13 protein-coding genes and 1 pseudogene are annotated in these 12,456 nt (G+C 38.3%); 11 read left to right on the forward strand and 3 right to left on the reverse strand.

All coding sequences use genetic code 11. From position 1 onward, the window contains the following. Nucleotides 1-124 precede the first annotated feature (124 nt). Nucleotides 125-706, forward strand: a complete 582-nt coding sequence (locus J2Z32_RS05255) for a TetR/AcrR family transcriptional regulator (protein ID WP_210088110.1) — start codon at nucleotides 125-127, stop codon at nucleotides 704-706. A gap of 45 nt (nucleotides 707-751) precedes the next feature. After that, entirely contained in the window at nucleotides 752-1,396 is a 645-nt protein-coding gene (locus J2Z32_RS05260) for an HXXEE domain-containing protein (protein WP_210088111.1), read from the forward strand. A gap of 86 nt (nucleotides 1,397-1,482) precedes the next feature. Here the strand turns inward: J2Z32_RS05260 and J2Z32_RS05265 are convergent, their stop codons facing one another. Next, nucleotides 1,483-2,217: an MBL fold metallo-hydrolase gene (locus J2Z32_RS05265; protein WP_210088112.1), complete on the reverse strand. Its 735-nt coding sequence runs from the start codon at nucleotides 2,215-2,217 to the stop codon at nucleotides 1,483-1,485. Nucleotides 2,218-2,374: 157 nt separating this feature from the next. Here J2Z32_RS05265 and J2Z32_RS05270 point away from each other — a divergent pair, with 157 nt between their 5' ends. Continuing rightward, nucleotides 2,375-2,923 (forward strand): copper amine oxidase, encoded by a 549-nt coding sequence (locus J2Z32_RS05270; RefSeq protein WP_210088113.1) that lies wholly within the window; start codon nucleotides 2,375-2,377, stop codon nucleotides 2,921-2,923. 116 nt (nucleotides 2,924-3,039) lie between these two features. Further along, the gene (locus tag J2Z32_RS05275; RefSeq protein ID WP_210088114.1) at nucleotides 3,040-3,369 is read left to right on the forward strand and encodes a DUF1292 domain-containing protein; all 330 of its coding nucleotides are present in this window, start codon (nucleotides 3,040-3,042) and stop codon (nucleotides 3,367-3,369) included. 95 nt (nucleotides 3,370-3,464) lie between these two features. Here J2Z32_RS05275 and J2Z32_RS05280 read toward each other — a convergent pair whose 3' ends face one another. After that, nucleotides 3,465-4,940: an aminotransferase class I/II-fold pyridoxal phosphate-dependent enzyme gene (locus tag J2Z32_RS05280; RefSeq protein ID WP_210088115.1), complete on the reverse strand. Its 1,476-nt coding sequence runs from the start codon at nucleotides 4,938-4,940 to the stop codon at nucleotides 3,465-3,467. 252 nt (nucleotides 4,941-5,192) lie between these two features. On the opposite strand from J2Z32_RS05280, the gene J2Z32_RS05285 reads away from it, so the two are divergent. After that, complete coding sequence (locus J2Z32_RS05285) at nucleotides 5,193-6,464, forward strand: MFS transporter (protein WP_210088116.1); 1,272 nt, start codon at nucleotides 5,193-5,195, stop codon at nucleotides 6,462-6,464. 22 nt (nucleotides 6,465-6,486) lie between these two features. Here J2Z32_RS05285 and J2Z32_RS05290 read toward each other — a convergent pair whose 3' ends face one another. Then, on the reverse strand, nucleotides 6,487-7,110 hold the full coding sequence (locus tag J2Z32_RS05290; RefSeq protein WP_210088117.1) for a DUF1054 domain-containing protein: 624 nt from the start codon (nucleotides 7,108-7,110) through the stop codon (nucleotides 6,487-6,489). 224 nt (nucleotides 7,111-7,334) lie between these two features. Here J2Z32_RS05290 and J2Z32_RS05295 point away from each other — a divergent pair, with 224 nt between their 5' ends. From J2Z32_RS05295 to J2Z32_RS05320, 6 genes and pseudogenes are all read left to right on the forward strand, one after another. Further along, complete coding sequence (locus J2Z32_RS05295; protein ID WP_210088118.1) at nucleotides 7,335-7,880, forward strand: hypothetical protein; 546 nt, start codon at nucleotides 7,335-7,337, stop codon at nucleotides 7,878-7,880. A gap of 152 nt (nucleotides 7,881-8,032) precedes the next feature. Next, entirely contained in the window at nucleotides 8,033-9,442 is a 1,410-nt protein-coding gene (gene gndA, locus J2Z32_RS05300) for an NADP-dependent phosphogluconate dehydrogenase (RefSeq protein ID WP_210088119.1), read from the forward strand. 205 nt (nucleotides 9,443-9,647) lie between these two features. Then, nucleotides 9,648-10,943: a 3-phosphoshikimate 1-carboxyvinyltransferase gene (gene aroA / locus J2Z32_RS05305; RefSeq protein ID WP_210088120.1), complete on the forward strand. Its 1,296-nt coding sequence runs from the start codon at nucleotides 9,648-9,650 to the stop codon at nucleotides 10,941-10,943. 85 nt (nucleotides 10,944-11,028) lie between these two features. Then, nucleotides 11,029-11,457, forward strand: a complete 429-nt coding sequence (locus J2Z32_RS05310) for a CoA-binding protein (protein ID WP_210088121.1) — start codon at nucleotides 11,029-11,031, stop codon at nucleotides 11,455-11,457. Between the two features lie 226 nt (nucleotides 11,458-11,683). After that, entirely contained in the window at nucleotides 11,684-11,965 is a 282-nt protein-coding gene (locus tag J2Z32_RS05315; RefSeq protein ID WP_210088122.1) for a type II toxin-antitoxin system RelB/DinJ family antitoxin, read from the forward strand. Next, nucleotides 11,958-12,241, forward strand: a pseudogene (locus J2Z32_RS05320) (type II toxin-antitoxin system YafQ family toxin). The gene J2Z32_RS05315 and the pseudogene J2Z32_RS05320 overlap by 8 nt, the downstream one beginning before the upstream one ends. Nucleotides 12,242-12,456: the final 215 nt, after the last annotated feature.

Here is a 12,456-nt window from a genome sequence, read left to right on the forward strand (position 1 = left end):
TGACTATAATAAATTTAAATTGTATTTTAAATGTCGTTTAAAATGCTGTTTAAATCTTAGTTTAAAATAGCATAAAGAATTTTAAGCCATAAATTTTTTAAATCAAAAAATTGGGAGGTTCCCTATGGAGACTGACAAAAAAATAGAAACCAAAGAGAAGATCATGCGCGCCACTCTGGAGTTAACCAAGCAAGAAGGGTTTGAGAAGATCACCATAAAAAAAATTGCAGAGGCTTCAGGCACAAACGTGGCTTTAGTTAACTATTACTTCGGGTCTAAAGAAAACTTATTGAGTGAGTCCATTAAATTAATATTGAACAGCTTTCAGCATACCTTTGCCATACTTGACGATTTCACTATATCTGCACGAGATCGATTGAGGCAATTTTTACTGGATTATTTGCAAGTCATTCGTCAATATCCCGAATTACTCTCTAGAATCATCCTCATGGGTCAGACTGTTTTCTCCTCTCAGCATGAATATGGTTCATTTTTAAATCTATTAGGATTTCCTAAGATACAGAGTACTTTAAGAGAGTTAACCAATGAACAGCAGCCAGAGCAACTGATGACGATGACGGTGCAGATTTTTGGTGCTCTGTTTTTACCGGCACTAATGAGTCCTATTCTTGAAACAGGAGCCTCTATAAAAATTGCCCCAATAGAGGATCAGATTGACTTGCTATTCGAAAGGTATTTCCATTAGTTCAATCGTATTTGGTTAATAAACTTAAGATTGAGGTGGATTAGGATGAGGATTTTAAGAAATAACTGGCAGGATTTTGGGTTAATCATTGGATTTGTAGTGTGCATTGTTCTTGTCATGAATTGGGGAATTATACCGCAGATGAACAGTATTTTGTGGTTGAGCTTTGTAGCCATTCTACTACATCAATTTGAAGAGTATCGCTGGCCTGGCTACTTTCCAGGCGTATTCAATTTAGCGTTATTTAAAAGTCACTCTCCTGACAACTATCCGCTTAATAAACAGTCTGCAATGATCATAAATGTGGTAATCGCCTATATATTCTACTTAATCCCGATCTTCTTTCCTTCAATTATATGGTTAGGCATGGCGCCTGTATTAATGGGTTTTTTCCAAATTATTTTCCATGGCATTATTATTAATGTAAGAGCAAAAAGCATATATAATCCTGGATTAGCTTCCGCACTTTTTGTACATTTGCCGGTTGGAATCTGGTATATCTACTATGTATATGATCAGCATTTAATAACCTTATCAGACTGGATTTGGAGCACACTTTATTTTGCCATCGCAGTTTACATTTTTATAGTGAAAGGAAATTTATGGTTGAAAAATAAAAACTCTATTCATAAATTTTCATCAAAGCAATTAAGCTCCATATTTAACAATAAAAAAGGTCAATCGTTATAAAACAAGCGACAGCTTGGGATTTAGACTCTTGTTCCTTGCTGTCGCCGTCTTTAGTTATCGCTTTGCTATTCCTTTACACTCTTAATCTATAAAGTATAAATCTTTTGCTGCTCCAAAAATTTCATTTCTCCGATACGCCCTACAAAATCGCCCATGTTATCTTCATAATGCATTAAAGAAATCATCCCTTGGATATCAGTAGGTAGCGACAATAACTCCTGTAATGACGTATGAACATGTCCAACTCCGTTTAATTGTACCTCGTGAAAAATTTGAGTAATCTTCTCCTCATAAACGAGCTTATATAATAAATTAGGCTGAAATGTCATGTCTGAGCTATAAAAAATATGATCATTAATGACAAGCGAATAACTCGATTTTCCTGGCATATGAGGTGTTTGCAACAGCTTAAGAGTAAGTCCCTCCGCAATTTGGTTTGTTACTTCTTGTTTAAGTGTTATGACCTCAAAATAATCTCGAATACCTAAGTCGTCCCCGTTCCCCATGGCCCCTTTTAACGTGTTTTCCCAGAGTGGTGTCACCAAATCCTCTGCAATATATAATACGGGCTTGCGCTGGTGAATTAAGTTCATATAAAAGGCAAATTCCTCAAGGCCTCCGACATGATCGCCATGAATATGAGTAATAAAAATAGCATCGATAGACTCGGGCGAACGACCAAGCTCATGAAGTGCAAGTAATGCCGTATTGCCACAATCAATGAGTAACGTGTAGTTCTCGGTAAGTAATAAACCATTATTGTTATAGTATTTTCTTGAAAAGGCGCCACCAGTCCCTAACATTTGAAGCTGTAAGGTCATTACATAAGCCCTCCTAGTATAAAATGGGTATAAATGACTTCGCTACCGCAACTTCATTTCGTTGTTGAAGTATACACATATATTAGCACATTTATTTATTGAACCATGTAGAAAAAGACACTACATGCATGAACATATTGAAAATGGAGGGTTTACAGTGAAGTGGAGAAGAGTGGGGATACTCGTCATCGTATTATCATTGATGAGTAGTGGTCTTATTTTTGCAGATGCTGCAACATCTAAGGTGAAGCTCTTAATCAATGGAGCAGGCATAGAAGATGGTGGTTACCTAATCGAGGGGAAAACGTACATTCCAGTCCGTGAATTAGATGGATTGACCCAATACAATGAAGCAACAAAAACCGTAACCTACAATAAACCAAACGTGCATATGTTTTTATTTACAGAGGACGGCGTATTTGGTGATGTGAAGAAGACAGGCAAATTGAAATTCAATGTATTTTCTCAAATCGATAATTTAAAAGTAAATATTAGTGCTGTTCGTGTTAGCATTATTGCACCAAATGGAGCGAGCAAGGTCATTCAGACTAAAGAAATCAAAGAAAAACTAGATAATTTCTGGTTCCGTACTGAGGACTTTACTTATGATTTTAAAGCTACAGGAAAATATAAGGTAGCGTTTTATATGAAACAAGGAAAAAGCTTTTCACAAGTAGCTGAAAAGGAAATTAATGTTCTTAATTAATACTTTATAATAAAACATATCTTTGTGAATTGACCTGTCCCTTTGAAAAGTGGTACGATACGTACAGATTGTAATGTCAATTTTGACAATTTAACAAAAAAGGTGAGGGTTTTAGAATGAGCGAGCACAATCACGAGCATGGTGAAGCATGTGGATGTGGACATGACCACGGTCATGATCATGATCATGAGCATGAAGAGTTTGTATTAACATTAACAGATGAGCATGGCAACGATGTTGAAATGGTTCTAGTGGAAACATTTGATGTCGCTGATAAGCTATATGCACTTCTACTTGAACGTAATAATACAGAGGCAGATGGTATTATTTTGCGTCTAGAGGAAGAAAACGAAGAAATGATGTTGTATAACATCGAAGATGAAGCAGAATGGGCTTTAGTTGAAGAAGCATACAACAAGCTTGTTGCTGACCATGAAGGCGTATAATTAAAGTTAAAAGAGCTATTCCTCACTCACTTTTTAGTGATAAAGGAATAGCTCTCTTTTGTTGTGTTGAATAAATGCTTTAATTAAAATAATTTTTAAAAAATGGGATCTGCTTCAATAATGACTTTGACTTGTTGAACAGAGCGATCCTCAGGACCTTTTACAGGTAAGCCAACCTCAACATGATCTACAATATAGTCGATATTGTCTTGAGAAATAACTTCCCCTGGCAACAAGATCGGAATTCCAGGTGGGTATACATAAATAAACTCTGCAATAATTCGACCTGCTGACTCCTTAAAAGGAACAACTTCGGTATCCGCATAAAATGCATCACGAGGGATGAGGGATAAGAGCGGAATTTCAGGTACTTTTACAATCAATTCATTTGCATTATTTTCAACATAAAATGTTTTGGACAAGTCACGTAGTGCTTTTAACAAGAAATCAACAGAATCCTGTGTATCTCCAAAAGTTACAAGACACAAGATGTTGTACATGTCACTAAGCTCAACCTCGATATTGTAGTGCTCTCTGAGCCAGTTTTCTGCCTCATAGCCAGTAATGCCAAGATGGCGGACATGAGTCGTCACTTTCGTAGGATCAAAATCATACGTCGCTTCTCCGCCTAAAATTTCTTTGCCAAAGCAATACAAGCCTTCGATTTGGTTAATTTGATAACGTGCATAGTGAGCAAGCTCAATCGCTTTTCCAATTAACTCGCGACCGTTCAGCGCAAGGTTTCTTCTTGATGTATCTAACGAAGCAAGCAATGGATAAGAGGTAGAAGTTGTTGTAAGCATACTTAAAATCGTTTGCACACGTTGTGGGTTAACAAAGCCATTTTTAGTATTTACATTTAACACTGAGCTTTGCGTCATAGAGCCACCAAGCTTATGCACACTTGTTGCAGCCATATCTGCCCCTGCTTGCATCGCAGACATAGGCAAATCTTCATGGAAATGAATATGCACACCATGTGCTTCATCTACAAGCACAGGCACACCAAACTCGTGAGCTAATTCAACAAGCTCAGCTAAGTTAGCGCAAACACCAAAATAGGTTGGATTTATAACTAAAACCGCTTTTGCATCGGGATGTTTTTTCAACGCTCTGCTAACGGAAAAAGTAGTAATTCCATGATCAATCCCAATGGTCTCATCTTGAGAAGGAGAGACGAAAATTGGTTTTGCTCCTGAAAATATAATGGCAGACATGATGGATTTATGAATATTCCTTGGGATGATAATTTTGTCCCCTGGTGAACAAACGGACATAATCATCGTCATAATGGCACTACTCGTACCTTGCACAGAAAAATAAGTATAATCAGCACCAAATGCATCTGCAGCCAATTGCTGTGCTTCCAATATTACTTTATTAGGCTGGTGCAAATCATCCAAAGGTGCAATGTTAATGAGATCGATTGATAAGGCGTTATCGCCAATAAATGCTCGAAATTCTTCATCAGTTCCTTGTCCCTTCTTATGACCGGGAATGTGGAACTGAACGGGATTGCCGGCCGCATGCTGTTTGAGGGCTGTAAATAGCGGCGTGCGTTTGTGGTCCATAATGGCCATCCCTACCTCTCTTGATATTATTTTTAAACAAGGTTGAGTATAGCAAATTAGTGCAGGATTGCAAGCAAAGGTTTTTGTGAGCTCCTATATTTTATAGGCTTGCCTAGGTTACAATGAATTATTGATTGCTTTAATACCAGTAAAACCAACATTTAGCTAATCCATTTTATAAAAATGATATTTGTGAATCATACTTGGGTAAGCTAACATTAACCGTCAATGTTGTGTAGGGAGGAAATAGCTATGAAACTTACATCCAGATTGTCTGGAACTCGCAAATTAATTACACCCACCTTTTTATGCTTATGGCTAATTATGTTTTTGGTGGAGTTTGTTAAAGGTTCCTTAATTGTAGTGATATTACCTGTGTATATGGGAAGTGTGCTCCAATTAAGCACGTTTGCGATTGGTTTATCTTTTTCTTTGCAATATATCGGGGACAACGTCTTTCGGAGCCCTGCGGGATGGCTAATTGAACGAATTGGATTTCGAATTACGATGGTCGTTGGACTGATCGTTACTTTTCTAGCTGTTGCCCTAATCGCATTTACCTCTTCTGTTGGGTTTATTGTGCTTGGTTGTGCGTTACTTGGCGTAGGGACTGCACCGTTATGGCCATGTGTGATGATGGGGATTACATCTGTAACAAAATCCAACAATAATTTTGGAACGGCGATGGGCATTATTCAAATGTCCACTTTAGGGGGCACAGGTGCAGGACCTGTTGTAATGAACTTTTTTCCACAAGGCTCGTATCATATCGTTTTTTGGATATTGTTAATCTGCCTTGCTTTAAACATTGTGGTTGCTTTTTTCCTTCCAGGGAGGAAGCAAGAGATTCATGTATTATCTAATCAATCAGCTACTCGTACAGAAGGTAATGGGAAGCGGGGAATTTTAGGAGCTTGGTCAAGATTAAAGGGCACCATAAAGCATATTAGACAACATTTAGACGTACATCCGTTGTTGTATCCTGCCTTATTTTTGCAGTCGTTTGCGATAGGCTTACTTACACCCGTGATTACCTTGTATATTTTAAATGTATTAAAAATGTCCTCTCAAGCTTATAGTGCTTTACTTGTCGTTGGGGGTGCTGTAACGGTATTAGGTCTAATTCCTGTTGGCAAGCTGTCTGATCGATTTGGAACAAAGTGGTTTTTGCATATCGGTTTTGCTTTATCCGCGTTTGCAGTGGGGTTATTTGCAATGACAAGGTCTATTCCAACAGTGTGGTTAGCTGTGCTCTTAATCGGGGTTAGTTACGCCTGTATTTTACCAACATGGGACACGATGATTTCCCACACCCTACCAGAAAGCGAGAAAGGCACTGTATGGGGCTTCTTCCTCACTATTCAAGGTTCAGGTATGGTTGCTGGTCCGATTGTCTCAGGCAAGCTCTGGGACGTACTAGGACCGTCCTCGCCATTTCTAGGTAGTGCGATAGTAATGGCAATTCTATTTGTTATTCATATCATATTAGCCAGACATCAGGCACCTGTAAAGGTCCCAGCATAATCTGGTTCAATTATTATAAAAATTAAAATGATCCTTTATACAACGGAAGTAAAGTTTGGAATGTCTGCTCAATCGTTTGAATGAGCGCTTCAGGCTGTTGTAGTAAAGGGTCATTTTTTTCAATCCTTAAACCACAAATCCCTTCTGCTTTTTTGACCGTTTTAATTTTTTGACTCATTTGTTGTAAAGTTTCCTTCGTACACTCCTGATGTAGAGTTCCTTCTGGACTCATATGATCAAGCGACCAATAAAAATTAGTAGGGATATTTTTTATTAATTTATTGCTGTTTTTTTCTAAGTAATTTGCAAAATTTAGTTTATTTGGGCTTTCATAAATAACAGCAACAATAATAAATAAATGACTTTCAAATAGACCTACCTCAAAATGAGGCAACGCTTTATACCCACGCTTATTTGGTCCCCATGCAATCCAAGTATCTTTAGGTGGGTTTACTTTTCTGCGAGCATGTTTTGCAACATGAGGGTACATTTCTTCATTACAAATAATCGATAGAAATGGTGTCATCAGCTCTCCAAGCTGTATTAATTTGGGACGAATATGAGTAATTATCGCCTCCATTCTACCCTCTAGTCCTGGTGTAGTTAAGCTAGCAAAATCCTGCTGAGTAAAGCCGTTAAATCCCATATATTTTTCCTCCTGGCAGTCCAAATCTTTTATGGGGCAAGTATACCACACTTCATATTAGGTTTTTTTTAGCTCTAATGAAGAGTTAATGAAAAATAATTCATCTTGTCTTGATGATATCCAATCAATAAATACATTTTTGCATCATAAGATGAAGTATAGCCTTTACATCATAATGATTAAGGAAGTGATAGTTAGCTGTAGGGCGTAAGGGAGGGAATGCGGTGAATAAAAGTGATGAGGTAGAATACTGCAATTTAGACCTTCGATTCAACCGCCGGCATATTAGACAAATAATTACAGAGCTAATCCAAGATGGTTACTCCTTATACTGGAGTGAAAGTGATTCTAAGTTTATTCTTTCTGTTCGTACAGGACGAAAATTAACAAAGCTGTGCTTTGAAGCTGTAGGATCAGGATATAAACTAGAGGGCAATTATGTCATCAGAGATGTCAAGCTGGCTGAGTGGTTTGAGAAACTAATTGAAGAATTTAAAGGTCATGCAGTTGTAAAAAGAACAAAAAATAGTCATACTATGGTTCAAAATATTATATTTGGTCAAAAGGAACCACTCCTAGATGCTAAAAGATTAGAGGAGCTAATGTCATCCCAAGCGGCTGAGCAACAACTAGAACAACTTGAACAAGCGCTTAATTTAGAATTAGATTTATTAAATGCCTTGCTAGAGAAAGGCGATCATGAGGCAATAGAAGCTTGTAAAGAGCGACTCCAACGTATTAGAAGACAATTAATGATGCTGGAATGGTAAAAATAGAAAGGGTATATTGTGAAGTATATCATTGTTGAAAATGAAAACTTTATAAATGTTAGATGAACCTCTCGCTAGGGGGGTTCACTTCTGCATGTAAAAGCGTTAAAATGATATCATCAAAAAAATATAGGAAGCAAAGGATGGAGACCATGTCTAAACAACAAATTGGTGTTATTGGCCTTGCCGTTATGGGTAAAAATTTGGCCTTGAATATTGAGAGCAGGGGCTTCACCGTGTCTGTATTTAACCGTTCCCCTCAAAAAACGCACGATATGCTTGCGAATGAGGCACAAGGTAAAAATGTAGTTGGCACGTTTTCAGTTGAAGAGTTTGTACAGTCTTTAGAAACACCTCGTAAAATTTTAATCATGGTACAAGCTGGAACAGCAACAGATGCAACTATTGAGTCGTTGCTTCCATATTTAGATCAAGGCGATATTATTATTGATGGTGGTAATGCATATTTCCCTGATACTCAGCGCCGCAGTAAAGATTTAGAAGCAAAAGGCTTCCGCTTTATCGGTACAGGAGTATCTGGTGGTGAAGAAGGAGCGCTTAATGGGCCCGCAATTATGCCTGGCGGACAAGAAAGTGCTTATAAATTAGTTGAACCAATTTTAACTGCAATTTCCGCAAAAGTTAATGGTGATCCATGTTGTACATATATTGGCCCAGATGGCGCCGGTCACTATGTGAAGATGGTGCACAATGGGATTGAATATGGCGATATGCAGCTTATTGGTGAAGCGTATCATTTGCTTAAAGATGTGCTTGGCTTAGATGCTAAAGAGTTCCATGAAATTTTCTCTGAGTGGAATAAAGGCGAGCTTGACAGCTACCTCATCGAAATTACAGCAGATATTTTCTCCCAATACGATGAAGAAACTGGTAAACCTATGGTGGACGTTATTCTTGATGCTGCGGGTCAAAAGGGAACCGGAAAATGGACAAGTCAAAGCGCACTTGATCTAGGTGTTCCTCTTTCCATGATTACCGAATCTGTATTCTCCCGTTTCTTGTCTGCAATGAAGGAAGAGCGTGTTGCGGCAAGCAAAATTTTAAGTGGGCCTGCTAAGTCTGAATTTAAAGGCGACAAAGCAGAATTTATCGAAAATGTACGTAAAGCATTGTTTGCAAGTAAAATTGTTTCTTATGCTCAAGGTTTTGCACAAATGCGTGCTGCTTCCGACGAATACGGTTGGGATTTGAAATACGGAAACATTGCAATGATTTTCCGTGGTGGTTGTATTATTCGTTCGCAATTCCTTCAAAATATTAAGGATGCATACGATCGTGATGCAGCACTTAAAAACTTGTTGCTTGATCCATATTTCAATAATGTAGTTACGACTTACCAAGATGCATGGCGTAAAGTTGTTGCGACTGCCGTTGAAAATGGTATTCCTGTTCCTGGTTTCTCCAGTGCGTTGTCCTACTATGACAGCTACCGTACTGAGCGTTTACCTGCGAATCTATTGCAAGCACAACGTGATTACTTTGGTGCTCATACCTTTAAACGTGTGGATAAAGAAGGCGTATTCCATCATCAATGGTTCTAAGCAAAGCATGGAATGTTGAGCTTACTGCTATACCAAGAGAGAGCTAACAATTAGCTCTCTCTTCTTTTAATTTCATAATATAAAACTTTAGTTTCTTGTGTAGTAGAGTAACTTAGCCGCTTATGTTATGATAATAAAAAGTTATTTAATGCGTTACAGCGGTTAATCGCTAATAAGAATGACACAGATAAAAGGGGATATGTGCATGGACGTAATCGTGAAGCCTGTTGGTGAGCTTAAGGGAGAGTTTGGTGCTCTTTCTTCTAAAAATTATACAACGAGATATTTACTTGTAGCCGCGCTGGCAGAAGGGACGAGTACAGTATATTACCCTGCCCATAGCGAGGATAGCGATGCTATGCGTCGTTGCATTGTTGATTTAGGTGCTGTCATTGAAGAGGATGATGAAAAGATCGTAATTACAGGCTTTGGACGTAATCCTAAGCAGAATCAGGAGCTAAATGTTGGTAATGCAGGTGCAGTTTTGCGGTTTTTAATGGCAATTGCTGCATTGGGAGAGAATATTCATTTTGTAAATACGTATCCAGATTCTTTAGGCAAACGTCCACATGATGATTTAATTGTTGCATTAGAGCAGTTAGGTGCCAAGGTTACACATCAAAATGGTAGATTGCCGATTACGATTGAAGGAAACAAGCCACAAGGTGGAAAAATCACTGTCTCTGGAGAAGTAAGCTCACAATATTTAAGTGCGCTGTTATTCCTAACACCTCTTCTACCTGAGGACAGCGAAATTGAAGTGACAGGTGATTTGAAATCAAAGGTTGTTATTGGACAAACATTAGAGGTGCTTGAGCAAGCAGGTATCATTATTCATGCTACAAAGGATTATACAACATTCCATGTACCTGGTCGCCAGTCTTATGAGGCTAGAACTTATACGGTACAAGGGGATTACCCAGGTTCAGCGGCTATTTTAGCTGCAGCAGCGGTGACTAAATCCAACGTTAAGGTTCATCGATTAATGGAACGAAGCAAGCAAGGAGAGCGTGCGATTGTAGACGTATTACAAATGATGGACGTCCCACTAAAACATGAAAATGGGGTCGTACATGTTCAAGGAAATGGGAGACTTCGTCCTGTTGAGTTTGACGGAGATGCAGCAACAGATGCGGTATTAGCGATGGTAGCGGCTGCGGTATATGCGCAGGGGAGTTCAAGATTTTATAACGTAGAAAATTTACGATATAAGGAATGTGATCGCATTACAGATTATCTAAACGAGCTACGTAAAGCAGGCGCAAATGTAGAAGAAAAACAATCCGAAATTATTGTGCATGGTAGACCAGATGGGATTGAAGGTGGCGTTGAAATTGATGCACACTATGATCACCGGGTGATTATGGCGTTAACTGTTGTTGGCTTGCGAGCAAGACAACCTATCGTTATAAAAGATGCTCACCATGTCGCTAAATCTTATCCGCAGTTTTTTGATCATATGCGTTCGCTTGGTGCAATCATCGAGGAGTATAATAATTAAGATTCAACATTTAGATTCAGTGAGTGATAAGTAGTAATTATGGAAAAAGTAATACGAGTTGATCACTATAGCGGAGGTGTGAGAAATGGCTTTTGAAAATCCTACACGAGAACAAATTAAAACCATTTTACAAAATGCAGGGAATATAGCTGTGGTGGGCTTGTCGGATAAAACCGATCGAACATCTTATATGGTTGCAGGTGCCTTAAAGCAAAATGGATATCGGATTATCCCAGTAAATCCAGCGGTTGAAGGTGAAATTTTAGGTGAGCAAGTGTATGCTACATTAACTGATATCAAAGAGCCTATCGATATCGTCAATGTATTTCGTCGCAGTGAATTCACACCCGAGATCGCCAGGGAAGCAGTAGCCGTCAACGCTAAAGTTTTGTGGCTTCAACAAGGAATTATTAATGAAGAAGCTGCACAAATTGCTGCTGAGGGTGGACTTACCGTCATTATGGATCGCTGTATCAAGGTAGAGGATAGCCTACTTATCGGTCCTCGAAAGTAAATCGTATAAAATAGGCTAAAGTAAGTTAAATAGGGGAGAGACGTAAAGAGATAAAAAAGACTTTTTACGTCTCTTTTTAATTTGCTTTGGTGTACTGAAATTTAGTTTAATACAATTAAATCAGCAACAAAGCGAAAAATAATGTTATTAATTCGTGCGATTTATTGCGTTTTTCGTGCAATTTGCATATGATATAAGTAGAAAAATAAGAAAGGAGTACATTTTTATGGCTGGTAATACCACAAATATTAGCATTCGAATGGATGCAGAACTTAAGACACAGGCAGATGCTCTTTTTGCAGAGCTGGGCATGAATATTTCAACAGCATTTAACATTTTTGTTCGTCAATCTCTCCGTGAGGGCGGACTTCCCTTTGACGTAACACTAAATAAACCAACAAAGGAAACCATCGCTGCAATGCTTGAAGCAGAAAGGATTGCAAAGGATCCCAATGTTAAGGGGTATACTGACTTAAATCAGCTTTTTGCAGACCTGAAGAATGATTAAGTATAAAGTTAAAGCAACTACTCAATTTAAAAAAGACTACAAGCTTGCAATCAAGCGCGGACTAAAGATTGACCTTTTAGAACAGATTGTAGAGAAACTTGCCAGTGGTGTTTCCTTACCCGAAAAGAATAAGGACCATGCTCTTACAGGTAATTGGAGAGACACCGCGAATGCCACATACTTCCTGATTGGTTACTTGTTTATCGTATTGAGGATGACGTTTTAATTTTGACCTTGGCTCGAACTGGTACACATAGTGATCTATTTGGAAAGTAAGCAATGCCGTTGGGGGCCTCATACGGCATTGTTTTATCTATCAAACTGTATTTTGCACTTATCTCCGTGAATATAATTACTTTAATTAGATACTTCCTCTCGTGCACTGTCTTGTGGGAAAGTCTTGTAAAATGTTGTCTTATTTTTAGGCTCAACTTAGAGATTAGTGGTTGACGGGAAGTTAGCAACCACTAATTTTGGTTTTTAGCTATTTT

Origin of the sequence: Paenibacillus turicensis (assembly GCF_017873435.1) — a bacterium.
Lineage (GTDB): Bacteria > Bacillota > Bacilli > Paenibacillales > Paenibacillaceae > Fontibacillus > Fontibacillus turicensis.

Bases quoted from the DNA above. Each gene is read 5' to 3' on its own strand.
- J2Z32_RS05310 (WP_210088121.1), top strand. From the start codon at position 11,029: ATGGCTTTTGAAAATCCTACACGAGAACAAATTAAAACCATTTTACAA.
- J2Z32_RS05275 (WP_210088114.1), top strand. From the start codon at position 3,040: ATGAGCGAGCACAATCACGAGCATGGTGAAGCATGTGGATGTGGACAT.
- J2Z32_RS05260 (WP_210088111.1), top strand. From the start codon at position 752: ATGAGGATTTTAAGAAATAACTGGCAGGATTTTGGGTTAATCATTGGA.
- gndA (WP_210088119.1), top strand. From the start codon at position 8,033: ATGTCTAAACAACAAATTGGTGTTATTGGCCTTGCCGTTATGGGTAAA.
- J2Z32_RS05255 (WP_210088110.1), top strand. From the start codon at position 125: ATGGAGACTGACAAAAAAATAGAAACCAAAGAGAAGATCATGCGCGCC.
- J2Z32_RS05280 (WP_210088115.1), bottom strand. From the start codon at position 4,940: ATGGACCACAAACGCACGCCGCTATTTACAGCCCTCAAACAGCATGCG.
- J2Z32_RS05290 (WP_210088117.1), bottom strand. From the start codon at position 7,110: ATGGGATTTAACGGCTTTACTCAGCAGGATTTTGCTAGCTTAACTACA.
- J2Z32_RS05315 (WP_210088122.1), top strand. From the start codon at position 11,684: ATGGCTGGTAATACCACAAATATTAGCATTCGAATGGATGCAGAACTT.
- J2Z32_RS05265 (WP_210088112.1), bottom strand. From the start codon at position 2,217: ATGACCTTACAGCTTCAAATGTTAGGGACTGGTGGCGCCTTTTCAAGA.
- J2Z32_RS05285 (WP_210088116.1), top strand. From the start codon at position 5,193: ATGAAACTTACATCCAGATTGTCTGGAACTCGCAAATTAATTACACCC.
- aroA (WP_210088120.1), top strand. From the start codon at position 9,648: ATGGACGTAATCGTGAAGCCTGTTGGTGAGCTTAAGGGAGAGTTTGGT.